This is a genomic window from Pseudomonas sp. YY-1 (assembly GCF_002843095.1).
GTDB classification, from domain to species: domain Bacteria; phylum Pseudomonadota; class Gammaproteobacteria; order Pseudomonadales; family Pseudomonadaceae; genus Aquipseudomonas; species Aquipseudomonas sediminis_A.
In genome coordinates, this window is the sequence record NZ_PJLX01000006.1 from 200,727 (window position 1) to 224,353 (window position 23,627).

The 23,627-nt window shown below is 63.0% G+C and carries 23 protein-coding genes; 12 read left to right on the forward strand and 11 right to left on the reverse strand.

From position 1 onward, the window contains the following. Positions 1-70: 70 nt before the first annotated feature. Together gltB and CXP40_RS11000 are read left to right on the forward strand one after the other, a co-directional pair. Positions 71-4,519: a glutamate synthase large subunit gene (gene gltB, locus CXP40_RS10995; RefSeq protein WP_106733731.1), complete on the forward strand. Its 4,449-nt coding sequence runs from the start codon at positions 71-73 to the stop codon at positions 4,517-4,519. Positions 4,520-4,553: 34 nt separating this feature from the next. Beyond that, a complete protein-coding gene (locus CXP40_RS11000) occupies positions 4,554-5,972 on the forward strand; it encodes an FAD-dependent oxidoreductase (protein ID WP_041976377.1) in 1,419 nt (472 codons plus the stop codon). Here CXP40_RS11000 and CXP40_RS11005 read toward each other — a convergent pair. Further along, a complete protein-coding gene (locus CXP40_RS11005; protein ID WP_106733732.1) occupies positions 5,957-7,888 on the reverse strand; it encodes a sigma 54-interacting transcriptional regulator in 1,932 nt (643 codons plus the stop codon). The genes CXP40_RS11000 and CXP40_RS11005 overlap by 16 nt on opposite strands. Positions 7,889-8,156: 268 nt before the next feature. On the opposite strand from CXP40_RS11005, the gene CXP40_RS11010 reads away from it, so the two are divergent. From CXP40_RS11010 to hemE, 5 genes are all read left to right on the forward strand, one after another. Continuing rightward, the gene (locus CXP40_RS11010) at positions 8,157-9,524 is read left to right on the forward strand and encodes a CmpA/NrtA family ABC transporter substrate-binding protein (protein WP_106733733.1); all 1,368 of its coding nucleotides are present in this window, start codon (positions 8,157-8,159) and stop codon (positions 9,522-9,524) included. Next, positions 9,524-10,360, forward strand: coding sequence for a nitrate ABC transporter permease (gene ntrB / locus CXP40_RS11015; RefSeq protein ID WP_021487805.1), 837 nt, complete (start codon positions 9,524-9,526; stop codon positions 10,358-10,360). Before CXP40_RS11010 ends, ntrB begins: the two co-directional genes overlap by 1 nt. Positions 10,361-10,364: 4 nt before the next feature. Further along, complete coding sequence (locus CXP40_RS11020; RefSeq protein ID WP_106733734.1) at positions 10,365-11,273, forward strand: ABC transporter ATP-binding protein; 909 nt, start codon at positions 10,365-10,367, stop codon at positions 11,271-11,273. After that, complete coding sequence (cynS, locus tag CXP40_RS11025) at positions 11,266-11,706, forward strand: cyanase (RefSeq protein ID WP_106733735.1); 441 nt, start codon at positions 11,266-11,268, stop codon at positions 11,704-11,706. The genes CXP40_RS11020 and cynS overlap by 8 nt, the downstream gene beginning before the upstream one ends. 103 nt (positions 11,707-11,809) lie before the next feature. Beyond that, positions 11,810-12,877, forward strand: a complete 1,068-nt coding sequence (gene hemE / locus CXP40_RS11030) for a uroporphyrinogen decarboxylase (protein ID WP_106733736.1) — start codon at positions 11,810-11,812, stop codon at positions 12,875-12,877. Between the two features lie 36 nt (positions 12,878-12,913). On the opposite strand, the gene CXP40_RS11035 is transcribed toward hemE, so the two are convergent. Next, positions 12,914-13,396 (reverse strand): DUF2141 domain-containing protein, encoded by a 483-nt coding sequence (locus tag CXP40_RS11035; RefSeq protein WP_256579278.1) that lies wholly within the window; start codon positions 13,394-13,396, stop codon positions 12,914-12,916. A gap of 32 nt (positions 13,397-13,428) precedes the next feature. Between CXP40_RS11035 and CXP40_RS11040 the strand changes: the two genes are divergently transcribed. Genes CXP40_RS11040 through CXP40_RS11055 form a run of 4 tightly spaced genes read left to right on the forward strand, consistent with a single transcriptional unit; the run spans position 13,429 to position 16,919 of the window. Then, positions 13,429-14,346, forward strand: a complete 918-nt coding sequence (locus tag CXP40_RS11040) for a hypothetical protein (protein ID WP_106733737.1) — start codon at positions 13,429-13,431, stop codon at positions 14,344-14,346. 20 nt (positions 14,347-14,366) lie between these two features. Next, a complete protein-coding gene (locus CXP40_RS11045) occupies positions 14,367-15,524 on the forward strand; it encodes a beta-ketoacyl-ACP synthase III (protein ID WP_106733738.1) in 1,158 nt (385 codons plus the stop codon). Further along, entirely contained in the window at positions 15,514-15,921 is a 408-nt protein-coding gene (locus tag CXP40_RS11050; RefSeq protein ID WP_106733739.1) for a hypothetical protein, read from the forward strand. Before CXP40_RS11045 ends, CXP40_RS11050 begins: the two co-directional genes overlap by 11 nt. After that, positions 15,918-16,919 (forward strand): BtrH N-terminal domain-containing protein, encoded by a 1,002-nt coding sequence (locus tag CXP40_RS11055; protein ID WP_106733740.1) that lies wholly within the window; start codon positions 15,918-15,920, stop codon positions 16,917-16,919. Before CXP40_RS11050 ends, CXP40_RS11055 begins: the two co-directional genes overlap by 4 nt. A 103-nt stretch (positions 16,920-17,022) precedes the next feature. Here the strand turns inward: CXP40_RS11055 and CXP40_RS11060 are convergent, their stop codons facing one another. Genes CXP40_RS11060 through CXP40_RS11085 form a run of 6 tightly spaced genes read right to left on the reverse strand, consistent with a single transcriptional unit; the run spans position 17,023 to position 21,396 of the window. Beyond that, positions 17,023-17,577 (reverse strand): hypothetical protein, encoded by a 555-nt coding sequence (locus CXP40_RS11060; protein ID WP_106733741.1) that lies wholly within the window; start codon positions 17,575-17,577, stop codon positions 17,023-17,025. Further along, entirely contained in the window at positions 17,574-18,683 is a 1,110-nt protein-coding gene (locus CXP40_RS11065) for a beta-ketoacyl synthase N-terminal-like domain-containing protein (RefSeq protein ID WP_106733742.1), read from the reverse strand. The genes CXP40_RS11060 and CXP40_RS11065 overlap by 4 nt, the downstream gene beginning before the upstream one ends. Continuing rightward, the gene (locus CXP40_RS11070) at positions 18,680-18,946 is read right to left on the reverse strand and encodes an acyl carrier protein (RefSeq protein ID WP_074676408.1); all 267 of its coding nucleotides are present in this window, start codon (positions 18,944-18,946) and stop codon (positions 18,680-18,682) included. The genes CXP40_RS11065 and CXP40_RS11070 overlap by 4 nt, the downstream gene beginning before the upstream one ends. Next, positions 18,928-20,118: an ABC transporter permease gene (locus tag CXP40_RS11075; protein WP_106733743.1), complete on the reverse strand. Its 1,191-nt coding sequence runs from the start codon at positions 20,116-20,118 to the stop codon at positions 18,928-18,930. The genes CXP40_RS11070 and CXP40_RS11075 overlap by 19 nt, the downstream gene beginning before the upstream one ends. After that, positions 20,115-20,999 carry an ABC transporter ATP-binding protein gene (locus tag CXP40_RS11080; RefSeq protein ID WP_106733744.1) on the reverse strand — a complete coding sequence of 295 codons (885 nt, stop codon included), beginning with the start codon at positions 20,997-20,999 and terminating at the stop codon, positions 20,115-20,117. Before CXP40_RS11080 ends, CXP40_RS11075 begins: the two co-directional genes overlap by 4 nt. Continuing rightward, entirely contained in the window at positions 20,992-21,396 is a 405-nt protein-coding gene (locus tag CXP40_RS11085; RefSeq protein ID WP_013713751.1) for a beta-hydroxyacyl-ACP dehydratase, read from the reverse strand. The genes CXP40_RS11080 and CXP40_RS11085 overlap by 8 nt, the downstream gene beginning before the upstream one ends. Before the next feature lie 63 nt (positions 21,397-21,459). Here CXP40_RS11085 and CXP40_RS11090 point away from each other — a divergent pair, with 63 nt between their 5' ends. Continuing rightward, positions 21,460-22,014, forward strand: coding sequence for an isoprenylcysteine carboxylmethyltransferase family protein (locus CXP40_RS11090; protein WP_106733745.1), 555 nt, complete (start codon positions 21,460-21,462; stop codon positions 22,012-22,014). 6 nt (positions 22,015-22,020) lie between these two features. On the opposite strand, the gene CXP40_RS11095 is transcribed toward CXP40_RS11090, so the two are convergent. The 3 genes from CXP40_RS11095 to CXP40_RS11105 form a co-directional block, all read right to left on the reverse strand. Next, positions 22,021-22,614 carry an Sbal_3080 family lipoprotein gene (locus CXP40_RS11095; RefSeq protein ID WP_106733746.1) on the reverse strand — a complete coding sequence of 198 codons (594 nt, stop codon included), beginning with the start codon at positions 22,612-22,614 and terminating at the stop codon, positions 22,021-22,023. Positions 22,615-22,678: 64 nt separating this feature from the next. After that, positions 22,679-23,119: a hypothetical protein gene (locus CXP40_RS11100; RefSeq protein ID WP_017363378.1), complete on the reverse strand. Its 441-nt coding sequence runs from the start codon at positions 23,117-23,119 to the stop codon at positions 22,679-22,681. Between the two features lie 98 nt (positions 23,120-23,217). Beyond that, entirely contained in the window at positions 23,218-23,607 is a 390-nt protein-coding gene (locus CXP40_RS11105) for a hypothetical protein (protein ID WP_026042191.1), read from the reverse strand. Between the last annotated feature and the right edge of the window lie 20 nt (positions 23,608-23,627).

Below are 23,627 nucleotides of genomic sequence, written 5' to 3' on the forward strand. Positions count from 1 at the left end.
TTCGGGTTTAAGTAATTGAATTAGAAAGTAATTTGCCTGAGGTCTAGGCAGCCTGGTGAGAGTTTCCCCTATGAAAGCAGGTTTGTACCGTCCTGATGAGTTCAAGGATAACTGCGGCTTCGGCTTGATCGCCCATATGCAAGGTGAGCCTAGTCATCACCTGCTTAATACCGCTATTGAGGCCCTCACCTGCATGACTCACCGCGGCGGTATCAACGCTGACGGCAAGACCGGTGATGGCTGTGGCCTGCTGATCCAGAAGCCCGATCAATTCCTGCGCGCCATCGCCCAGGAGCAATTCGGCGTCGAACTGCCTGCGCAATATGCCGTGGGCATGGTGTTCTTCAATCAGGATTCGGCCAAGGCCGAAGCCGCGCGCGAGAACATGAACCGCGAAATCCTCGCGGCCGGCCTGCAGCTGGTGGGCTGGCGCAAGGTGCCGATCGACACCAGCGTGCTGGGCAGGCTTGCGCTGGAGCGCCTGCCGCAGATCGAGCAGGTGTTCATCGGCGGCGAAGGTCTATCCGACCAGGAATTCGCCATCAAGCTGTTCAGCGCCCGCCGTCGCTCGTCTGTCGCCAATGCCGACGACAGCGACCACTACATCTGCAGCTTCTCGCACAAGACCATCATCTACAAAGGGCTGATGATGCCGGCGGACCTGCAGCAGTTCTACCCGGATCTGGGTGATGAGCGCCTGAAGACCGCCATCGCGGTTTTCCACCAGCGCTTCTCCACCAACACCCTGCCGAAGTGGCCGCTGGCGCAGCCGTTCCGTTATCTCGCACACAATGGCGAGATCAACACCATCACCGGCAACCGCAACTGGGCGCAGGCCCGTCGCACCAAGTTCGCCAACGAGTTGATCCCTGATCTCGACGAGCTGGGCCCGCTGGTCAACCGTGTCGGTTCCGACTCCTCGAGCATGGACAACATGCTTGAGCTGATGGTCACCGGTGGCATCGACCTGTTCCGTGGCCTGCGCATGATCATTCCGCCGGCCTGGCAGAACGTCGAGACCATGGACGCCGACCTGCGCGCGTTCTACGAATACAACTCCATGCACATGGAGCCCTGGGATGGCCCGGCCGGCGTGGTACTGACCGATGGTCGCCATGCCGTCTGCCTGCTCGACCGTAACGGTCTGCGCCCGGCGCGCTGGGTCACCACCAAGAACGGCTACATCACCCTGGCGTCGGAAATCGGCGTGTGGGACTACCAGCCTGAAGACGTCATCGCCAAGGGCCGTGTCGGACCGGGGCAGATCCTCGCCGTCGACACCGAGACCGGCCAGGTGCTGGATACCGAGTCCATCGACAGCCGCCTGAAGTCGCGCCACCCCTACAAGCTGTGGCTGCGCAAGCATGCCCAGCGCATCAAGGCGACGCTGGAAGACCGCGACCACGGTTCGGCCTTCTACGACCCGGATCAGCTCAAGCAATACATGAAGATGTTCCAGGTCACCTTCGAGGAGCGTGACCAGGTGCTGCGCCCGCTCGGTGAGCAGGGCCAGGAAGCCGTCGGCTCGATGGGTGACGATACGCCGATGGCGGTGCTTAGCCAGCGCGTGCGTTCGCCGTACGACTATTTCCGCCAGCAGTTCGCGCAGGTCACCAACCCGCCGATCGACCCGCTGCGCGAAGCGATCGTCATGTCCCTGGAAATCTGCCTGGGCGCCGAGCGCAACATCTTCAGCGAGTCGCCGGAGCACGCCACCCGCGTGATCCTCAGCAGCCCGGTGATCTCGCCGGCCAAGTGGCGCGCGCTGATGAACCTGGATCGCCCAGGCTTCGACCGTCATGTCATCGACATGAACTATGACGAGTCGCTGGGTCTGGAAGCTGCCGTGCGCAACATGGCCGACCAGGCCGAGGAAGCCGTGCGTGCCGGCAAGGTGCTGCTGGTACTGACCGACCGTCACATCGCCCCGGGCAAGCTGCCGGCGCATGCTGCGCTGGTCACTGGTGCCGTGCATCACCGCCTGACCGAGAAAGGTCTGCGTTGCGACTGCAACATCCTGGTGGAAACCGCCACCGCGCGTGACCCGCACCACTACGCCGTGCTGCTGGGCTTCGGTGCTTCGGCGGTGTATCCGTTCCTGGCCTACGAAGTGCTGGGCGACCTGATCCGCACTGGCGAAGTGCTGGGCGATCTGTACGAAGTCTTCAAGTACTACCGCAAGGGCATCTCCAAGGGCCTGCTGAAGATCCTGTCGAAGATGGGCATCTCCACGGTCGCGTCCTACCGCGGTGCGCAACTGTTCGAGGCGGTCGGCCTGGCCGATGAAGTCACCGAGCTGTGCTTCCGGGGTGTGGCCAGCCGCATCCAGGGCGCGCGTTTCGTCGATATCGAAAGCGAGCAGAAGCTGCTGTCCTTCGAGGCCTGGAACAACCGCAAGTCGATCCAGCAGGGCGGCCTGCTCAAGTTCGTCTACGGCGGCGAATACCATGCCTACAACCCGGACGTGGTACGCACGCTGCAGGACGCCGTGCAGCAGGGCAACTACGAGAAGTACAAGGAATACTCGAAGCTGGTCGACACCCGTCCGGTGTCGATGATCCGCGATCTGCTCAAGGTCAAGGAATCCACTGCGCCGATCAGCCTCGACGAAGTCGAGCCGCTGCAGTCGATCTTCAAGCGCTTCGACGCCGCCGGCATCTCCCTCGGCGCGCTGTCGCCGGAGGCGCACGAGGCGCTGGCCGAAGCGATGAACCGTCTGGGTGGTCGCTCCAACTCCGGTGAGGGCGGCGAAGACCCGGCCCGCTACGGCACCATCAAGAGCTCGAAGATCAAGCAGGTGGCCACCGGCCGCTTTGGCGTGACCCCGGAATACCTGGTCAACGCCGAAGTGCTGCAGATCAAGGTGGCCCAGGGTGCCAAGCCCGGTGAGGGCGGCCAGCTGCCGGGTGGCAAGGTCAACGGTCTGATCGCCAAACTGCGCTACGCGGTGCCAGGCGTAACCCTGATTTCGCCGCCGCCGCACCACGACATCTACTCGATCGAAGACCTGGCGCAGCTGATCTATGACCTCAAGCAGGTCAACCCGAAGGCACTGGTGTCGGTCAAGCTGGTGGCGGAAGCCGGTGTCGGCACCATCGCTGCCGGTGTGGCCAAGGCCTACGCCGACCTGATCACCATTTCCGGTTACGACGGCGGTACCGGCGCATCGCCGCTGACCTCCATCCGTTATGCCGGCGCGCCGTGGGAGCTTGGCCTGGCCGAGACCCACCAGACCCTGCGCGGCAACGACCTGCGCGGCAAGGTGCGGGTGCAGACCGACGGTGGTCTGAAGACTGGCCTGGATGTGATCAAGGCGGCCATCCTCGGCGCCGAGAGCTTCGGCTTCGGCACCGCACCGATGGTGGCTCTGGGCTGCAAATACCTGCGCATCTGCCACCTGAACAACTGCGCCACCGGCGTGGCCACGCAGAACGACAAGCTGCGCAAGGATCACTTCATCGGCACCGTCGAGATGGTGATGAATTTCTTCACCTACGTCGCCGAGGAAACCCGCGAGTGGCTGGCCAAGCTGGGCGTGCGCAGCCTGGAAGAGCTGATCGGGCGTACCGACCTGCTCGAAGTGCTGCCGGGCGAAACCGCCAAGCAGGGCAATCTGGATCTGTCGCCGCTGCTGGCCAGCGCACACATCCCGGCTGACAAGCCGCAGTTCTGCCAGGTGCCGAAGAACCCGCCGTTCGACGAAGGCCTGCTGGCCGAGAAGATGGTGGAAATGGCCAAGGACGCCATCGCCGGCAAGACCGGTGGTGAGTTCGAGCTGAACATCGGCAACTGCGACCGCTCCATCGGTGCGCGCATTTCCGGTGAGATTGCCCGTGTGCATGGCAACCAGGGCATGAACGGCGCGCCGATCACCTTCCGCTTCAAGGGTACTGCCGGTCAGAGCTTCGGTGTGTGGAACGCCGGCGGTCTGCACCTGCGCCTGGAAGGCGACGCCAACGACTACGTCGGCAAGGGCATGACTGCAGGCAAGATCGTCATCACCCCGCCTGCCGGCAGCCCGTTCGCCACCGAGGACAGCGCCATTATCGGCAATACCTGCCTTTACGGCGCCACCGGCGGCAAGCTGTTCGCCACTGGTACTGCGGGCGAGCGTTTCGCCGTGCGCAACTCCGGCGCCCATGCCGTGGTGGAAGGCACTGGCGACCATTGCTGCGAGTACATGACTGGCGGTTTCGTCTGCGTACTGGGCAAGACCGGCTACAACTTTGGCTCGGGCATGACCGGCGGCTTCGCCTACGTGCTCGACATGGACAACGGCTTCTACGACCGCGTCAACCACGAGCTGGTGGAAATCCAACGCATCAACAACGAAGCGATGGAGGCCTACCGTAGCCACCTCGAAAGCGTGCTCGCCGAGTACGTTGAAGAGACCGGCAGCGAGTGGGGCCAGAACCTGCTGGAGAACCTGGACGATTACCTGCGCAAGTTCTGGCTGGTGAAACCGAAAGCGGCCAGTCTGAAGTCGCTGCTGTCCAGCACCCGTGCCAACCCGCAATAAGAATGCGCCTGAAGTGGTTTGATGAGGTAATGCAATGACTGAACGTCTGAATAACGACTTCCAGTTCATCGAAGTCGGGCGCAAAGACCCGAAGAAGAAACTGCTGCGTCAGCGCAAGAAGGAATTCGTCGAGATCTACGACAACTTCAAGCCGGCGCAAGCTGCAGACCAGGCGCATCGCTGCCTGGGCTGCGGCAACCCGTATTGCGAGTGGAAGTGCCCGGTGCACAACTTCATTCCGAACTGGCTCAAGCTGGTCTCGGAAGGCAACATCCTGGCCGCCGCTGAGCTCTCGCACCAGACCAACACCCTGCCGGAAGTCTGCGGCCGCGTGTGCCCGCAGGATCGCCTCTGCGAAGGTGCCTGCACCCTCAATGACGGCTTCGGCGCGGTGACCATCGGTTCGGTGGAGAAGTACATTACCGACACCGCTTTCGCCATGGGCTGGCGCCCGGACATGTCCAAGGTCAAACCGACCGGCAAGCGTGTCGCGGTGATCGGCGCAGGTCCGGCCGGCCTGGGCTGCGCCGATGTGCTGGTGCGCAACGGCGTGACCCCGGTGGTGTTCGACAAGAACCCGGAAATCGGTGGCCTGCTGACCTTCGGCATTCCCGAGTTCAAGCTGGAGAAGACCGTGCTCAGCCGCCGCCGTGAAGTGTTCACCGGCATGGGTATCGAGTTCCGCCTGAACACCGAGATCGGCAAGGACGTGACCATGCAGCAATTGCTGGATGAGTACGATGCCGTGTTCATGGGCATGGGCACCTACACCTACATGAAGGGTGGCTTCCCGGGTGAAGACCTGCCGGGCGTCTATGACGCGCTGGACTTCCTGATTGCCAACGTCAATCGCAACCTCGGTTTCGAGAAGTCGCCGGAAGACTTCATCGACATGAAGGGCAAGCGCGTCGTGGTGCTGGGCGGTGGTGACACCGCGATGGACTGCAACCGCACCTCGATCCGTCAGGGCGCCAAGGCCGTGACCTGCGCCTACCGTCGTGACGAAGAGAACATGCCGGGCTCGCGCAAGGAAGTGAAGAACGCCAAGGAAGAGGGCGTGAAGTTCCTCTTCAACCGCCAGCCCATCGCCATCGTCGGCGACGGCAAGGTGGAAGGCATCAAGGTGGTCGAGACCCGTCTCGGCGAACCGGATGCCCGTGGCCGCCGCAGCCCCGAGCCGATCCCGGGCTCCGAGGAAGTCATCCCGGCCGAGGCCGTGCTGATCGCCTTCGGTTTCCGTCCGAGCCCGGCGCCCTGGTTCGAGCAGTTCGAGATCCAGACCGACAGCCAGGGCCGCGTCGTGGCGCCCGAGCAGTCGCAGTTCAAGCACCAGACCAGCAATCCGAAGATTTTCGCCGGTGGCGACATGGTGCGTGGTTCTGACCTGGTGGTGACGGCGATCTTCGAAGGCCGCAACGCCGCCGAAGGCATCCTCGACTACCTCGGCGTCTGATTCGTCTCATACCTGCGCGGCTGCGACTTACGCGGTCGGTAGTCGCGCGGGTCGATGGCGAAACTCTCCAGGCGTGAGCGCAGGGTCGTTGGCTTCAGCTCCAGCAACCGCGCCGCGCCGTCCTTCCCCGATATCCTACCCGCACAGGCCTTCAATGCTGCGATCAGGTTTTCGCGCATCTGCCGGCGTTGCTCGCCCTGAGTGAAAATCCGCATTTCCTGTTCCACCTGTGGCTGTGACGGCGCGTCGTTGCCGCTGTCGTTGGGCAGATCAAGGCGCAGCCGGGTGCCGGGCGAAATGATCACGGCGCGCTCGATCAGGTTCTCCAGCTCACGAATGTTGCCCGGCCAGGAATAGGCTTGCAGGCGTTGGATGTCGGCCAGGCGCAGGCTGGGCTCGGGGCGGTTGAGCTGACGACAGGCGCGGCCGAGAAAGTGCTGGGCCAGCGGCGGAATGTCTTCCGGGCGCTGGCGCAGCGGCGCCGAATCGATGGGGAAGACGTTGAGGCGAAAGTACAGGTCTTCACGGAAGCGACCAGCACGCACTTCCTGGCGCAGGTCGCGGTTGGTGGCAGCGATCACGCGTACATCCACCTGGCGAGTACGGTTGTCGCCGACCCGCTCCAGCTGCTGTTCCTGCAGCACGCGCAGTAGCTTGCTCTGTAGCTCCAGGGGAATTTCGCCGACCTCGTCGAGAAACAGCGTGCCGCCGTCGGCCAGCTCGAAACGCCCGACGCGGTCATTCAGTGCGCCGGTGAAGGCGCCGCGGATATGGCCGAAGAACTCGCTCTCGAACAGTTCACGCGGTACCGCTGCGCAGTTCACCCGAATCAGCGGGCGACGGCTGCGTCCGCTGTTGTCGTGAATGGCGCGGGCGATCAGCTCCTTGCCGGTGCCTGACTCGCCGGTGATCAGCACGTTGGCGCCGGTGGGGGCGACCAGTTCGATCTGGTGGATCACCTGCTGCATGGCAGCGCTGCGTCCGACCAGATCGTGCTGGGCGTACTCCCCGCGAATTTCTTCCTGCAGGTAGGCATTCTCCAGCTCCAGGCGTTGCTTGAGCTGCTGTACCTCGCTCAATGCCTGGCGCAGCCGGCGTTCGGTTTCCAGGCGCTCGCTGATGTCGCGAAACACCACCACGGCGCCGACCAGTTCGCCGTCATCGCGCAGCGGCGTGCTGGTGTAATCCACCGGGATCGGCTTGCCGTCCTTGTTCCAGAACACCTCGTCGGCCACCTGATGCACCTCGCCGTCGTTGAAGGCGGCGTAGATCGGGCAGGTGTGGCCGTCGTAGGTGCTGCCGTCGGGATGGTGGTGGTGAATCAGGTCGTGAATGTTGTGGCCGATCAGGTCGTCGGCCCGCCAGCCGAGAATGCGCTCGGCTGCCGGATTGACGAAGGTGGTCTCGCCATTGCGGTTGACGCCATAAATGCCCTCGCCAGCGGCGCCGAGGATCAGCTGATTCTGCCGCTCGAACTGGCGGAAGATGCGTTCCACGCCCTGCCATTCGAGCAGCCCCTGGCGTTGATAGCGCTCGGCTTCGGCCAGCCCGCGCAGGGCATCCAGGCGACGGCGCTGCTGGATCAGCAGGCCGAGCAGGCTAGCGCCGTCATGTTCCAGCCGGCTGCCGTCGATTTCCACTTCCAGGCGCTCGCCATCGCGACGCAGCAGTCCGAGGCCGTCGCGCCAGGCATTGCCGCGCACCTGCACTTCCTCGGTGAAAGTGACCAGTGCTCCCAGGTCATGTGCCCAGAGACGGCTGGCGCGCTGTGCGAGCAGTTCATCCAGCGGCCAGCCGAGCAGGGCGCAACAGGCTGGATTGGCATGCAGGATGCGGTCGTGGATTGGATTGATGACCAGGCTGGCGCTCTGCATGTGTTGCAGCAGCAATTGGCTGGCGGCATTTGGATCAGGCATCTCGGGCCTCGCGGGATTGAGCTTGTGTCTTGTTATCCAAAGGCCATGCCATTTGACGAAATATCGTTTCTAGCGATGACGAAATCTCGTTAATGACGAAATATCGTTTTTAACGAATTTGATTAAAGTCGTTATTTTTCAATCGCTTAATTTGTTTTTTGGGATGGTACAGCTCCTGCAATAGCTGATCTGAACCGGCCAGCAATGGCCCAGCCCAGTCAGCGCCCGCCTCACCAATCTGGGGCAGGCCATCGCAGGAGTGATCACGATGAGCGTCAACAGCCTGGACGATCCATTCAGCCCCGACAGCGAGCTGTCCCATGCCGCCGGGTGTGCCTGCCAGCGTTGCACGCCGAGTGCCGCTGCGCTGCCGGATAGCAGCGAAGCCATGCTCGATCGCGCGGTGGAGAACGCCATCGTGCGCGGCGTGTTCGGCCATAACGATTTCTCCCGGCGCAGTTTCATGGGGATGATCGGTGGCGGCGTCGCGGCGGCGATTCTGGGCAGCCTGATCCCGCTGGATGCGGTCAAGGCGGCGGTCAAGGACAGCCTTGGCCCGCTGGAGAAGACCAAGCTGAAGATTGGCTTCGTGCCCATCACCTGCGCCACGCCGATCATCATGGCCGAGCCGATGGGCTTCTACGCCAAGTACGGGCTGGAGGTGGAAACGGTGAAGACCGCCGGCTGGGCGGTGGCGCGCGACAAGTCGCTGGCCGGCGAATACGACGCCTCGCACATGCTCTCGCCGATGCCACTGGCTATCAGCCTGGGGCTGGGTTCGACGCAGACGCCCTTCGTCATGCCGTCGCTGGAAAACGTCAACGGCCAGGCCATCGTGCTCGGCATGCAGCACCAGGACAAACGCGATCCGAAGCTGTGGAAGGGCATGCGCTTCGGTGTGCCGTTCGAATATTCGATGCACAACTTCCTGTTGCGCTACTACGTCGCCGAGCACGGCCTGGATCCGGATCGCGACATCCAGATTCGTGTGGTGCCACCACCGGAGATGGTCGCCAATCTACGTGCCGGCAATCTCGATGGTTTCCTCTCGCCGGACCCGTTCAATCAGCGCGCGGTGTGGGAGAAGGTCGGTTTCATCCACCTGCTGACCAAGGAGCTTTGGCCGGGCCATCCGTGCTGCGCCTTCGCCTGCAGCCAGCGCTTCGCCAGCGAGAACCCCAACACCTACGGCGCATTGCTGCATGCGCTGATCGATGCCACGCAGTACTCCTCCAAGGCCGAGAATCGCAAGGCGGTGGCCGAGGCGATCTCGACCCGCAACTACCTCAACCAGCCAGTGCCGGTGGTGCAGCAGGTGCTCAGCGGACGCTATGCCGACGGCCTGGGCAACATTCATGACGAGCCACAGCGCATCGACTTCGATCCGTTCCCCTGGCAGTCGATGGCGGTGTGGATCCTCACCCAGATGAAACGCTGGGGCTATCTGCAGGGGGATGTCGACTACCGCAACATCGCCGAGCGGGTGTTCCTCGCGGCTGACGCCGGCAAGGTGATGAAAGAACTTGGCCTGCCGGTACCGGCCGATGCCTACAAATCCTTCAGTGTGATGGGCAAGCCCTTCGATCCGGCCGATCCGGACGGTTATCTGGCCAGCTTCGCCATGCGGAGGTCGTGATGAAAGCGTCCATTTCCCTGCGCGCGGCGATTCTTTCCGCCGTGCTGCTGGTCTTGCTGCTTGCCATCTGGGAGGTGCTCTGCCGAGTGCCGGCCAGCGCAGCAGTCAGTGCCGATGACGAATACGCCATGCTCATGGGCGAGGCCGAGCAGGAAGCACGGGTGCCGCCGCCTTCGGTGGTGCTGGCGCATGCCTATGCCGAGCTGAGCCAGCCGTTCTATGACAACGGGCCTAACGACAAGGGCATCGGCATCCAGCTTGCGCACTCGTTGTACCGGGTGTTGACCGGCTATCTGCTGGCGGCGCTGGTGGCGATCCCCGTTGGTTTCGTTATCGGCATGTCGCCGCTGATGTACCGCGCGCTCAATCCCTTCATCCAGATACTACGACCGATCTCGCCGCTGGCCTGGATGCCGTTGGCGCTGTTCGTGATCAAGGATTCGCAGACCTCGGCGATCTTTGTGATCTTCATCTGCTCGGTGTGGCCGATGTTGCTCAACACCGCCTTCGGCGTCGCTGGCGTACGTCGCGACTGGATCAACGTTGCCCGCACCCATGAGCTGAGCCCGCTGCGCACGGCGTTCAGCGTGATCCTGCCTGCGGCCATGCCGACCATTCTCACTGGCATGCGCATCTCGGTGGGCATCGCCTGGCTGGTGATCGTCGCCGCCGAGATGCTCGTCGGTGGCACCGGTATTGGCTACTACGTGTGGAACGAGTGGAACAACCTCAACCTGGCCAGCGTGATCTTCTCGATTCTGATGATCGGCGTGGTCGGCATGCTGCTCGACCTTCTGCTGGGCAGCGTCGCCCGTCTCGTCAGCTACCAGGAGTGATGTCATGTCCCGCTATTTTCTCGATGCACGCCGCCTGGCCAAACGTTTCCCGCAACCCGGCAGCGAGCCGCTGACAGTCTTCGAGGACGTCAGCTTCGGTCTCGACCAGGGCGAGTTCGTCTGCATCATCGGTCACTCTGGTTGTGGCAAATCGACCATCCTCAACGCCCTGGCCGGGCTCGACAGCTTCAGCGAAGGCACGCTGGAAATGGCCGGTAAGGAAGTCGCCGGGCCCAGCCTTGAACGCGGCGTGGTGTTCCAGAACTACAGCCTGCTGCCCTGGCTCAGCGCGCTGGAGAACGTCGAATTTGGCGTGCGTGCGCGGTTTCCCCAGTGGACGAAGGAGCAGCGCCGCGCGCACAGCCGCAAGTACCTGGAGATGGTCGGCCTGGGCGGTTCCGAGGCGCGCAAGCCGGCGCAACTGTCCGGCGGCATGCGCCAGCGCGTGAGCATCGCCCGCGCCTTCGCCACCCAGCCACAGTTGCTGCTGCTCGATGAGCCCTTCGGTGCACTGGACGCGCTGACCCGCGGGGTGATCCAGGATGAGCTGCTCAAGATCTGGAGCGCTACCAAGCAGACGGTGTTCATGATCACCCATGACGTCGACGAAGCGATCCTGCTCTCCGATCGCATCCTGCTGATGACCAATGGCCCACAGGCGCGCATCGCCGAGTCGGTGCGCATCGACCTGCCACGGCCGCGCCAGCGCGACCAGGTGATTCACCACCCGGCGTACTACCGCATCCGCAACCACCTCGTGGACTTCCTGGTGAACCGCTCACACGAATTGCGCGGCCGCACCGTGGCCGACGAGCAAGGCTTCCCGCCCGAAATCAACCCCGCCCTGGACGAGCCGGCAACGGCCGCCAGAGTCGTACCTCTGACCCCCGTGAAGGAGTTTCACCATGGATAAGCAAGAAATGCGTAGCACCATCATCGCCGCCAAGGATCGCCTCGGCCTGGATTGGGCGGAAATCGGCAAGGGCATCGGCATGTCGCCGGTGTGGACCACTTCGGCCTGCCTGGGCATGAATAGCATGCCCAAGGTGAACGCCGACGCCCTGTGCGAGACCCTCGAGCTACCGGAGGAAGTCTCCGCTGCGCTGCAGGCGTTCCCGCACAAACATTGGGACAAGGCCGTGCCCACCGATCCGCTGATCTATCGCTTCTACGAGATGATCAACGTCTATGGCGAGACCATCAAAGAGCTGATCCACGAAGAGTTCGGCGACGGCATCATGAGCGCCATCGACTTCAGCATGGATATTTCCCGCGTCGCCGACCCGAAGGGTGACCGTGTGCAGATCGTGCTCAACGGCAAGTTCCTGCCCTATCGCAGCTGGTGAATCGTCGCGGCATATCGTCGCGATGGACAAAAGGCACGGCACCCGCCGTGCCTTTTGTTTTGCGCTCTGCGAAAATGCCCGCACTTTTTTCTAGGACTCTGCCATGACCGCCCTGAAGAACGACCGTTTCCTGCGTGCCCTGCTCAAGCAACCCGTGGACGTCACGCCGATCTGGATGATGCGCCAAGCCGGTCGCTATCTGCCGGAATACCGCGCGACCCGGGCCAAGGCCGGCGATTTCGTGAGCCTGATGAAGAACCCGGAGCTGGCCTGCGAGGTCACCATCCAGCCGCTGGATCGCTACCCACAACTGGATGCGGCGATCCTGTTCTCCGATATCCTCACCATTCCCGATGCCATGGGCCAGGGTCTGTACTTCGAGACCGGCGAAGGCCCGCGCTTCAAGAAAGTGGTCAGCAGCCTGGCTGACATCGAGGCGCTGCCGATTCCCGATCCGGAGAAGGATCTGGGCTACGTGATGGACGCCGTGCGCACCATTCGCCGCGAGCTGGGTGGCCGCGTGCCGCTGATCGGCTTCTCCGGCAGCCCGTGGACGCTGGCTACCTACATGGTCGAAGGCGGTTCGTCGAAGGACTTCCGCAAGACCAAGGCCATGCTCTACGACAACCCGCAAGCCTTGCACGCGCTGCTCGACAAGCTGGCGCAGTCGGTCACTGCCTACCTCAACGGGCAGATCCTGGCCGGTGCGCAGGCGGTACAGATCTTCGATTCCTGGGGGGGCGCGCTGTCGGCAGCGGCCTATCAGGAGTTCTCCCTGGCCTACATGAAGAAGATCGTCGATGGCCTGATCCGCGAGCACGACGGGCGTCGTGTGCCGGTGATCCTGTTCACCAAGGGCGGTGGCCTGTGGCTCGAATCCCTGGCCGACACCGGCGCCGAAGCACTGGGTCTGGACTGGACGTGCGACATCGGCAGCGCCCGCGCCCGTGTCGGTGCCAAGGTTGCCCTGCAGGGCAACATGGATCCGGCGGTACTCTACGCCAAGCCGGCGGCGATTCGTGCCGAGGTGGCGCGCATCCTGGCCGCCTACGGTGCAGGCAGCGGCCATGTGTTCAACCTTGGCCATGGCATCACCCCGGAAGTCGACCCGGCCCACGCTGGCGCTTTCTTCGAGACCGTGCACGAGCTGTCCGCGCAATATCACCAGTAAGCCGCTGCCAGGCGGCCAGGTCTTTACGCCTGGCCGCTAGCGATCCCCGGCGCGTGGTGCAACGGGGGCCAGGCGCTCCTTATTCTTGCGCGGTGGAATCAGGCGCACGCTGATCACGCTGTCCGTCGTGCGGTGCTCGAACAGGCTGTCGCTGGGTTTGGGTTTGCCGCCGAAGAGCGACGGATTGCCGGAGAACCCCACGGGTTCCTGCGGGATGCCACGTGGGCTGAGATCCAGCTGGCCGTTACCGTTGCTGTCCTGGAACACCTGTATGGCATAGCGGCCAGGCGGTAGATCGCTTAGTCGCAGTGGTGTTTGCGTACCCTGCAGTTCGCGCAGGCTGGGCTGCCAGTCCTGCTGGTCGGCGGGTACCAGCGCCAGGTACAGGTTTGCCTGATCCTGTACGCCTTCCACCTCGATCAGCAGGTCACCCGCCTGGAGCGCTTGGCAAGCGAGTAGCGGAACCAATAGGCAAAGTTGGCACAGGCGGGTTACGGTTTGAAGAATTCTCTGTGGCATAATTTGCACATTTTGCAGGGAATGCGCCGCGAATGCGTCATGTTTTAGTCGTCCACTTCTCACAGACTGGCCAATTAGACCGCTTGGCGCAATCGGTCTGTGCGCCGCTGCGCGAGTGCGACGGCATCGAAGTGGATTTCCTGGCGCTGCAACCTGCCCAACCTTTTCCCTTTCCCTGGCCGTTTCTCGGTTTCTTCCGGATCTTCCCGGAAACCGTGCTGATGAAGCCGCAGCCCTTGCTGCCGCTGGCTGTGGACGCCAACAAACGCTACGACCTGGTGATCCTGGCCTATCAGGTGTGGTTCCTCTCGCCCTCGCTGCCCTGCACCAGTTTTCTCGCGTCGCCCGAAGCCGCCCGTCTGCTGAAGGACACACCGGTGGTCACGCTGATCGGTTGCCGCAACATGTGGCTGATGGCGCAGGAGAAGGTCAAGGCGCGCCTGCAGGCGCTGGGTGCGAAGCTGGTGGATAACGTCGTGCTGACCGATGCCTGCGGTACGGCGGCGAGCTTCCTGGCCACGCCGCTGTGGATGTTCACCGGCCGGCAGAAGCCCTATAGCTGGGTACCGCGCGCGGGTATCGATGAGCGGGAATTGGCGGCAGCCAGTCGTTTCGGCGACGCTATGACGCGTCGGCTACTCGCTGACCAACAGCCCATCGAGACACCGATGCTCGCTGGCTTGGGCGCGGTGAAAGTGGATGAAAAACTGATCGCCAGTGAAAAGGTCGGCAACCGTAGTTTCACCCTGTGGAGCCGACTGCTCTCGGCGCTTGGCCCGCAGCAGAGTCGCCGGCGCGGTGCCGGGCTGGTGCTGTATATCGTGTTTCTGATTTGCCTGATCCTGACCGTGGTGCCGATCACGGCGGTGTTGAAAAAATTGCTGGCGCCGCTGTTCAAGGGGCGTATCCAGAGAGAGAAGGCCTACTTTGCCGGCCCATCCGGCGAGTGAAGTGACCCCGAGGTAAGACCGTGGTAACCCCTGTATTCATCAACCGCATCAGCGCCTGCCTGCCGCACGAGCCTGTGGATAACGAGCAGATGGAAGCACGCCTGGGCATGGTCGGCGGCAAGCCGTCGCGTGCGCGCAAGCTGGTGCTGCGCCGCAACGGCATCGTGCAGCGTCACTATGTCATCGATCCGGCGACCGGCGAGCCGAGCATGAGCAATGCGCAGCTGAGTGCCGAAGCGATACGCGGCTTGCAGGGCGAGGGTTTCGAACTGAACCAGCTCGATTGCCTGGTGGCCAGCACCTCGTCGCCGGATCAAGTGATGCCGGGGCACGCCGTAATGGTGCACGGCGAGCTGGGCAACCCGTCCTGCGAGGTGGCGACCACGGCCGGTATCTGCCTGTGCGGGATGACTGCGCTGAAATACGCCTGGATGAGCGTGGCCAGTGGCGAGAGCCGCACGGCCGTGGCTTGTGGCTCGGAGGTCGCCTCGACCCTGATGCAGGCGCGCAACTTCAACGCCGAATACGAAAGCCGCGTCGACGAGCTGGAAAAGCACCCGGAGATCGCCTTCGAGAAGGATTTCCTGCGCTGGATGCTTTCCGATGGTGCTGGCGCCGTGCTGCTGCAGGATCGCCCGAATCAGAGCGGCCTGAGCCTGCGCATCGACTGGCTGGATATCTACTCCTTCGCCGATCAGATGCCGCCCTGCATGTACGCCGGTGCCGACATGCAGGACGATACGCTGCGTGGCTGGAGCCGTTACGACGCCGACGACCGCGCGAAGCAGTCGGTGATGGCGATCAAGCAGAACGTCAAACTGCTCAACGAGAACATCGTCAAATACACCGTGGAAGAGGCGCTGCGCCGGATCATGGCACGCCGCGAGTTGCGCGTGGCGGACATCGACTGGTTCCTGCCGCACTACTCCTCGGAGTTCTTCCGCGAGCCGCTGGCCGTGGGCCTGGCCAATGTCGACCTGCCGATCCCGATGGAGCGCTGGTTCACCAACCTGACCAGCAAGGGCAATACCGGCGCGGCGTCGATCTTCATCATCCTCGAAGAACTGTTCAATGGTGGTCGCTTGCGCAGCGGCCAGCGGCTGCTCTGCTACGTGCCCGAAAGCGGGCGTTTCTCCAGTGCGTTCATGCACCTGACGGTGGTCGGCAATGAAGCTTGATGAAGTTCCGCAGGATCACAGCTCCACCTATGGCGGCCATAGCAAGCTGGTTTACGCAGTGGATGCCAGCGGCCATTACCAGGGGACCCAGAGCGATGGCTGGGAGCCGGAGGCCTATTCCACTTTGCTCGCTGTCGCCGAGCTCGAAGCCCAGGAGGCCGAAGCCCTGGCGCTCTGGCAGCGTGGCGAGCAGTCGCCGCTCAAGTGCCTGATGTACCGCTACCGCATGGACGAACCAGCGCTGGCGCAGATCACCGGCCTGTGGCAATGGCGGGTGCGCCGCCACTTCCGCCCGGAAATCTATCGCCGCTTGAGCACTTCGCTGCTGGCGCGCTACGCCGAGGCCTTTGGCCTGACCGTCGACGAGTTGCGTCGCTACCAGAGAGAGTTGCCATGACCGCGTTCGAACACCGCCAGAGCGCCCACTGCGAAAGTGGCGTCATGGCCAGCCTGCTGACCCACGCCGGTCTGCCAATGAGCGAGCCGATGGCCTTTGGCCTGGCATCGGGTCTGGCCTTCGCCTACCTGCCGATCGTCAAACTGGGTGGCATGCCGCTAATTGCCTACCGCATGCCGCCGCGCCACCTGATCAAGACCCTGAGCAAACGCCTCGGCGTGCGCCTGACCAGCCGTACCTTTGCCAACCCCGAGCAGGGTCGCATGGCACTGGATGCGGCGCTGGATAGCGGGCGCCTGGCAGGGCTGCAGAGTTCGGTGTTCTGGCTGCCGTATTTCCCGCCGGAGATGCGCTTTCATTTCAACGCGCACAATCTGCTGGCCTATGGGCGCGAGGGTGACGAGTACCTGCTCAGCGACCCGGTGTTCGAGGAACCGGTGCGTTGTGCCAGCGCCGACCTGCAGAAGGCGCGCTTCGCCAAGGGCGCGCTGGCGGCCAAGGGCCTGATGTATTACCTCGACGACGTGTCGCCGGAGCAGGACTGGGAGCGCCTGATCCGCCAGAGCGTGCTGTCCACCTCGCGCATCCTAGACGGCATGCCGCTGCCGTGGATCGGCATTCGTGGCATCCAGCACCTGGCCAAATGCGTCGAGGCGCTCGACCCGGCGCAGGCCAAGTACAACCGCCTGTACCTCACCCATATCGTGCGCATGCAGGAAGAGATTGGCACTGGCGGTGCGGGCTTCCGCTTCATGTACGCCAGCTTCCTGCAGGAGGCCGGTGAGAAGATCGGCGACGCCAGCCTGCAGGAGGCATCGTCGCGTCTGACGGCGGTGGGTGACGACTGGCGCCAGTTCGCCTCGGCCTGTGTGCGCGCCAGCCGCAGCAAGGGCGAGGCGCCGGACTTCCGGCCAATCGCCGATATGCTCCGCGGTATCGCCGGGCAGGAGCGGGTGTTGATGAAAGAGCTGGGCGCCTGGGCCAAGCGCAAGGGGTGAGGTTGGTGCCCTTTGCTTTGTGAGAGATTGGTTTTTGGTGGGCTGAAGCCCACCCTACGGGGCAAGTCTCGGTTGTAGGGTGGGCTTTAGCCCACCAATGACATCAACAAGCCTGTAGGTGTAGGACTTCGATGCCTGCCGTCAGCTCGGCAAAATCCTGCACTTTCGTGGGTGCCTCGATCAACACCGCCTGCGCCTGGAAATCCCCGTCCTCGTCGATTACCACCAGCAACGCCTGGCTGATTGCGGCATCGGCCAGGTCCAGAGCGGCCAGCATCTGTAGCTGTTGCCATACATTGGTGCCGGCACCGATAAACAGGTTCGGCCCTTCCAGTCCCAGTTGGGCGGCGACGTGGAAGCCTGCCGCATTGCTGACGCTGTTGACGAACTCGAAGGGCTTGGGCTGGCGCCGATGCACGCAAACGGCGTCGAGCAGCGCGCCCATGGTGGCGCGGGCCGGGTGGCGTGAGGCCAGATAGAGGCCGCAGTCGCTACGTACCTGCGCCTTGAGTGGCGCGCTGCACAGCAGTGCTTGCAGGATCATGCGGTCGATACGTCGTGGCGGCGCGGCCAGCCATTGGCCCAGGGCGGCCTTGAGCTCCTTGTCGGAGCAGCTCGCATCCCCGCGAACGCTGCAGGCAGCGATGACTGGCTTCATTCCTGGCTCTCCGCGCAGCGTTGCAGTACCAGGCTGGCGTTGTTGCCACCGAAACCGAAGAAGTTGGCCAGCAGCAGGCTGTCCGCTGCCACGCAGGTTGGCTCTGCGCTGAGCGGCAGCAGGGCTTCGGCTGCATAGTCCAGGCCTGGCAGGTTGGCGAGGTTCCCCATCATCAGCAGGGTCTCGCTGAGGCCGCAGGCCCCCAGGGTATGGCCGAGCCAGGGTTTGAGCACGCACAACGGTGGCAACGCGTCGCCGAACAGCAGGCGCACGCCATTGCTCTCGGCACGGTCGTTGGCACCAGTGGCGGTGCCGTGCAGTTTCACCAGGCCGATCTGCCCGGCGTCGACGCCAGCGCTACGCAGGGCCTCTCGCATCACCCAGTCGATATGGCTGCCGTCTTCGCGGGTGGTGGTCAGGTTGCTGGTGTCACAGGCGCTGAAGCCGCCGAGCAGCTTAGCCAGGGGCGCCGTACCCGGTTCGCGCGAGAGCAGGGTAGCGGCATAGGCCTCACCGAGAATCAGGCCATCGCGCTCCGGATGGAAGGGGCGGTAGGCGCCGCTCGGGCTGGTCAGGTCGAGGGCGCCGAAGCCTTGCTGGGCAATGGCGCTGGGTGTTTCGAAGGCCAGTACCAGCACGCGTTCGTAGAGGCCGGCGGCGAGTATCCGTGCGCCATACAGCAGGCCGTTGGCGGCGCTGGTGCAGGCGGTATTGAGGGTGAACGCGTCAGCGAAACCCCAGCGTTGGCGCAGGTCTTCGGCCAGCAGGTCGAGTGAGGTCGAATGTTCTGGGCGAAAGCCGCCTTCTGCGGCGATCAGTAGTTCGAGGTCGTCGATATCCAGGCTGGTGCTGGCGATGATCAACAGGCAGTCATCCAGCGCACCTGGCTGTTCGCCCAGGGTCTCGCCGAGCAGTCGGTCGCAGCGCTGCTGGCGGCTTTCACCGCTGCGGCTTACGGCCAGGTAGGGGCGCGGTTGCTGCAGTTCATGCAGCTGGAACGAGCTCGGCACAGGCAGTTGGCCGGCTTGCAGGGCTGCGCTGGCGGCGTGCAGGTCGGTGCCAAGGGCACTGTGCAGGGCGCCGCGCTGGAGATAGATGGGCGTCACTTTTTCTGCCTGATGAAGGCCGCGATGCTGGCGATGCTGTTGAGAATACGCCGCCCATCCTTGGCCCCTTCGATGCGCACGCCATAGTGCTGCTGCAGTGCCAGGGAGACCTGCAGGGCATCGAGGCTGTCCATGGCGATACGACTTTGCTGACCGAACAACGGCTCGTCATCGGCGATGCTCTGCCAGTCGATGTCGTCTTCCTTGTCGCATTCACGGATCAGCAATTGCTTGAGTTCTTGTTCTAGTAATGTGTCGTCCATTGCGTTTGCTGCACTCGTCTGCGGAACAGGTAAAGCCCGCCGCCGCCCAGCACCAGGGCGAACAGCAGAAGGCGGGCACAGTCAGGGGCGATATCGGCCAGGCTGCCCTGGCCCACCAGCAGGGTCAGGAAGGCGTCCAGCGCCCAGCTCATCGGTGAGATTTCCGCCAGTTGGCTCATGGCCTCGGGCATCACGCTCTTGGGCACCATGATGCCGCCAATGGCGGCAAGGATGATATTGAGACCGCCGCCGAGCAGCAACGCCTGTTCGCCGCTACGCGCCAGGGCGGCCAGCAGCAGACCCAGGCTGCAGGCGGCCAGGCTCAGGCTCAGCGCCAGCAGCACGTAGGCCAGTGGCGAGCCCGGCAGGCTCAGGCCGCTCAAGCCGAGCAGCGGTAGCACGTATGCGCCAATGGCCAGCAACAGGGCGAACTGCAGCAGGTTGATCGCCAGATAAGGCAGCAGTTTGCTCAGCACCAGGATAGTGGGGCTCAGGCCCTGCGCGCGAAAGCGCAGCAGGGCGCCGCTCTGCTGTTCACGCTGGAAGCCGCCAGCCATCGGCAAGGCGACGAAGAACATGCCGAAGATCAGCCAGGCCGGTACGCTCAACTGACTGGCGTTGGCCTTGCCGCTGAGTTCGCCGCTGGCCAGCATCTGTTGTTCGCTGATCTCGCTCTGGGTGCGCTGGCTGATCAGTTGCCAGCGTTGTTCGGTGCTCATGCCTGCGTCCAGCGCGTCGCTGTCTTCCAGGTAGGCCAGCAGGCGAGTCTGCGCCAGGGCGATGTTCAGCGCTGCGCGCAGGCGTTGGCGCGTCTGCCCATCGATGCGCGGGGGAAAGCTCAGCGTGGGGCCGATGTGAGGCGTTTCCAGCAAGGTCTCGGAAAAGTTCCTGGCCAGGCTGATGCGTGGCAAGGGTTCTTCGCTGCTGGCGAGCAGGTGGCTGCCCGGTAACTGTTCCTGCAGCGCGTGCTGGAAGAACGCGCTGGCTTCGCTGCCTTGCTCGATCTCCAGCACCAGGCTCAAGGGCGGCGGCTGGTCACGCAGGTAGTTGGACAGCGCGGCGGCCATCAGCACGAGAAACAGGATCGGCATGATGAACAGCACGGCCAGTGCATGCGGGTCGCGCAGCAGCAGCAGGCATTCCTTGCGTACCAGCGCCAGTAATGGGCTCACAGGCGGCCTCCATTGAGGCTCAGGTAGAGCTGCTCCAGCGAGGGGCGGCCGAAGCGTAACAGGCTCGGCGGAGTCGGCTGCGCGGCGATGAACTGAGTGATTGCCAGTAATTGCTGGCTGTCCAGATTGTCGATGCGTAGGCCAGTGGGTAGCGCATCGGCGTTTAGTTGCAGTTGGCCAAGCAGTGCCTCAAAACCTTCGGGAACCTGTTCTGGCCATTCCAGCAGCAGCCCGTGTCCGCCATCGAGCAGTTGCTGTTTATCAACGTCGAGGCGCACCCGGCCTTCGTGCAGCAGCAGGATGCGTCCGGCAACCCGCTCCACCTCGTCCAAGTAGTGGCTGGTGTAGATCGCGCCATGGCCCTCGTCGGTCAGTCGCGCGACGGCATCCAGCAGCAACTGCCGGCTGCCGGCGTCGACACCGACGGTGGCTTCATCGAATAGATATAGGCGCGCAGGTTGCAGCAGACCGATGGCGAAATTCAGTCGCCGTTGCTCGCCGCCGGAAAGGCGCGCGGCGCGGCGTTGTAGCTTGTCTTCGAGGGCGCTGCTGGCGATGCACAACTCCAGACGCTGGCGGCGCTGGGCACCGTGCAGGCGGTAGAGATCGGCGAACAGCGCAAGGTTCTCGGCCACCGTCAGCTCGGCGTAGAACGCCAGTTGTTGCGGCACTAGGCCAAGGCTGCGCGGCCCGTCCCAGCGAATTTCACCCTGCTGCACGGCCAGGGTATCGCTGAGCAGGGCGAGCAGCGTGGTCTTGCCAGCACCGTTGCTGCCGAGCAGGCCCAGGCACTGGCCTTCCTGCAATTGCAGATCGATACCATGCAGGGCGAAGGTGTCTGCGCCCGGGTAGCGGAAACTGACGCCGCGTAGCTCAAGCACGGACGAGTACCAGCAGCAGTTTGCCATCCAGCAGTGCCTGGCTGCCGGCCTGGATGGCGAAAGCGTAGAGCGCGCCGGCCGGGCTCAGCGCTTCCTGCCGTGCACTGATCAACAGCGGTTCTTCGCGCGCTGTGACCGGGTGCAGGTGGAGCTGAGAAAGTTTGCCGACCAGGGCCATTTCGATGGCATCCGCTTCACCGTATAGGGCACCATGTGCCGCGCAAAGCTGGGCTGCGGCTTCGAACAGCAGGCAAGGCGAGGCATCGTCGCCGAGCTTGTCGAGATGATGCCAGGCGCTGAGGCCTTGGATGCTTTCGGCATCGTGATCGACCAATGCATCCAGCCAGAGAGCATCGCCCTGGTGCGGCAGCAGTGTGTGCAGTTGGGTGCGATCCATGGCGGGCGGTCAGGAAATTTGGGCGACGCAGTGTAACAGAGGCGAGGACAGAGGGAGGATGGCGTGACGATCTGGCAGTGGCTGGCTTTTGGGACGATCAGCGCGGTGCTGGTGGGAATTTCCTGGCGTACGCTGGGCAATCCGCGTAGCCACGGGTTCTACCGTTTCCTGGCTTGGGAGGCGATGGCGGTGATGCTGGTGCTCAACGCTGAGTCCTGGTTTGGTGACCGGGGCGAATGGAACCAGCGCATAGCCTGGGTTCTGCTCAGCCTTTCGCTGCTGGTGCTGTTCGCCGGGATTTACCAGATGCGCCGCTTCGGCAACGCCGGAGCACAGCGCCAGGATGAGGAGCTGTTCGCCTTCGAACGTACCTCGCAGTTGGTGACGGGCGGCATCTTCCACTACATCCGGCATCCCATGTACTGCTCGTTGCTGTTGCTGGCGTGGGGAATAGCCTTCAAGCGTGTGGACATCCTGATCCTGCTGCTGGCGCTGCTCTCCAGTGTGCTGCTGTGGTGCTCGGCGCGCTGCGAGGAGCGCGAGTGCCTGGCCTATTTCGGTGATGCCTATCGCGACTATATGGCACGTACACGTATGTTCGTGCCGTACGTGTTCTGAGCGGGATCAGTCTGGAGCCTGATTTTCCAGCAGAAGTTTCCGGTAAGCACGCTGATAGTCTTCATAGCCGAGCTGCTGCTGTTGCAGCTCGCGTATCTTCTCATCCAGGCTTTTACTACGTATCGCCGGAGTGTTTTCGTGTTGCGTCGCAGTGGGTACGGTAGCGCTCAGTTGTGCATTCGCCAGTAACTCATCGATGACCGGGTCGATCTTGCTCTTGGTTCCCTGCCATTTCATCAGCGACAAACCGCCTTTGCCGCGTAGGTGGTAGTTGGCCTTCGCCAGGGTTTGACGACGTGGCCCGAGAATGGTGATTTCAGCGGTGGAAAGATACGGCGCCATGTCCCATGAACGGCGGGCTGTGTAGGTCACCACATAGGGGCATCGCTCTTGGGGAATTCTCGCGTACAGCTGTGTCTGGATGCCATGCCGGGCGAATCCCTCTTGCAGCACCGGTACGAAATCACTGACTTGAACCTTTGGGTTCTCCTCGATGCACATCTGGTCCGCTGCGCTTTGCAGTGGCGTGACATGCGTGGAGGTGCAGCCGACCAGAATGGCGGCGGCAAGTAATGGCAAAGAGAAACGAACGGGCAGCATGGGCAATGGTCTTCCTTGGATAAACAAAGGCCACCGTGAGGTGGCCTTGGCTACTGGTGAGCGATTACTTCACCTTGGCGTATTTAGCCTTGAGAGCGACACCGGCCATGATGGCGCCGGCATGGCACTCGTATTTGCTGTCGTCGCGGTATTCCTTGTTCTTGTAGTTGCTGGCCAAGTCGACCACGGCATTGGCGCCTGCGGCCTTGGCCGAGTTCTGCAGTTTGATCAGCGCCGATTGCAGTGCCCAGCTGCAGGCTGCTTCATCGGTCTTGTTGAAGGCGTTGGTCTTCTGGCTGGTGGTGACATTGGCGTTGATGATCTGAGCACCGGCCGGGGTCTTGTTCAGGTAGAACTTCACCGAACCGTCGAGACGGCCAGCCTGGGTCGCTTCGTTGACCACCGACTGGAAGTCGAGGAAGTGTGCGGTATCGCGCGCCTGGCTGAGGCCGGGTAGCAGGGCGACGGACAGAAGTGCGGCAGTGGTCCAGATTTTTGCTTTCATGGTTATCTCCTTGAATATCACTGTATGTAAAAGCTCGTTCAACGTCTGCAGCGCGTAGGCCTGTCTGGTCGAACAGGCCTTTACCTACCTGGCACCTTTTAGAAGGAAGCCCTGTTCAGTTCCTGCTGGATGCTGCGATCCAGATTATGAATCCACTTGTTGTAATTGCGGTGGATCTTGCCGTTCTTGTAGCCGAGGTTCTGGCTATCGCGATAACGAATCGAGTAGCTCGATGCACTGTAGGGAATGGTGATCTCGGCCTGGTGGCTGCGGCGCTGGATCATCGCCATGATGTTGCCGCGGTCGGCACGCTCGACCGTCCACTGGCGGCTCTGCAGCGCGGCGAGAATGGCCCGGCGCATATCATCCTCGCTTCGAACCGCAACCACTGGTGTGCGGTTCTCAATGTTCATCACCGGTTTCGACGTACAGGCCGCGACGCCGAGCAGCAGGGCGAGAATAAGACCAAAGCGAGTGAAACGAGACATCATCCGTGTTCCTTGTCAGT

Excerpts from the sequence above, each read along its gene's own strand:
- gltB (WP_106733731.1), top strand. The coding sequence starts at position 71 with ATGAAAGCAGGTTTGTACCGTCCTGATGAGTTCAAGGATAACTGCGGC.
- CXP40_RS11000 (WP_041976377.1), top strand. The coding sequence starts at position 4,554 with ATGACTGAACGTCTGAATAACGACTTCCAGTTCATCGAAGTCGGGCGC.
- CXP40_RS11005 (WP_106733732.1), bottom strand. The coding sequence starts at position 7,888 with ATGCCTGATCCAAATGCCGCCAGCCAATTGCTGCTGCAACACATGCAG.
- CXP40_RS11010 (WP_106733733.1), top strand. The coding sequence starts at position 8,157 with ATGAGCGTCAACAGCCTGGACGATCCATTCAGCCCCGACAGCGAGCTG.
- ntrB (WP_021487805.1), top strand. The coding sequence starts at position 9,524 with ATGAAAGCGTCCATTTCCCTGCGCGCGGCGATTCTTTCCGCCGTGCTG.
- CXP40_RS11020 (WP_106733734.1), top strand. The coding sequence starts at position 10,365 with ATGTCCCGCTATTTTCTCGATGCACGCCGCCTGGCCAAACGTTTCCCG.
- cynS (WP_106733735.1), top strand. The coding sequence starts at position 11,266 with ATGGATAAGCAAGAAATGCGTAGCACCATCATCGCCGCCAAGGATCGC.
- hemE (WP_106733736.1), top strand. The coding sequence starts at position 11,810 with ATGACCGCCCTGAAGAACGACCGTTTCCTGCGTGCCCTGCTCAAGCAA.
- CXP40_RS11035 (WP_256579278.1), bottom strand. The coding sequence starts at position 13,396 with ATGCCACAGAGAATTCTTCAAACCGTAACCCGCCTGTGCCAACTTTGC.
- CXP40_RS11040 (WP_106733737.1), top strand. The coding sequence starts at position 13,429 with ATGCGTCATGTTTTAGTCGTCCACTTCTCACAGACTGGCCAATTAGAC.
- CXP40_RS11050 (WP_106733739.1), top strand. The coding sequence starts at position 15,514 with ATGAAGCTTGATGAAGTTCCGCAGGATCACAGCTCCACCTATGGCGGC.
- CXP40_RS11055 (WP_106733740.1), top strand. The coding sequence starts at position 15,918 with ATGACCGCGTTCGAACACCGCCAGAGCGCCCACTGCGAAAGTGGCGTC.
- CXP40_RS11060 (WP_106733741.1), bottom strand. The coding sequence starts at position 17,577 with ATGAAGCCAGTCATCGCTGCCTGCAGCGTTCGCGGGGATGCGAGCTGC.
- CXP40_RS11070 (WP_074676408.1), bottom strand. The coding sequence starts at position 18,946 with ATGGACGACACATTACTAGAACAAGAACTCAAGCAATTGCTGATCCGT.
- CXP40_RS11085 (WP_013713751.1), bottom strand. The coding sequence starts at position 21,396 with ATGGATCGCACCCAACTGCACACACTGCTGCCGCACCAGGGCGATGCT.
- CXP40_RS11095 (WP_106733746.1), bottom strand. The coding sequence starts at position 22,614 with ATGCTGCCCGTTCGTTTCTCTTTGCCATTACTTGCCGCCGCCATTCTG.
- CXP40_RS11100 (WP_017363378.1), bottom strand. The coding sequence starts at position 23,119 with ATGAAAGCAAAAATCTGGACCACTGCCGCACTTCTGTCCGTCGCCCTG.
- CXP40_RS11105 (WP_026042191.1), bottom strand. The coding sequence starts at position 23,607 with ATGTCTCGTTTCACTCGCTTTGGTCTTATTCTCGCCCTGCTGCTCGGC.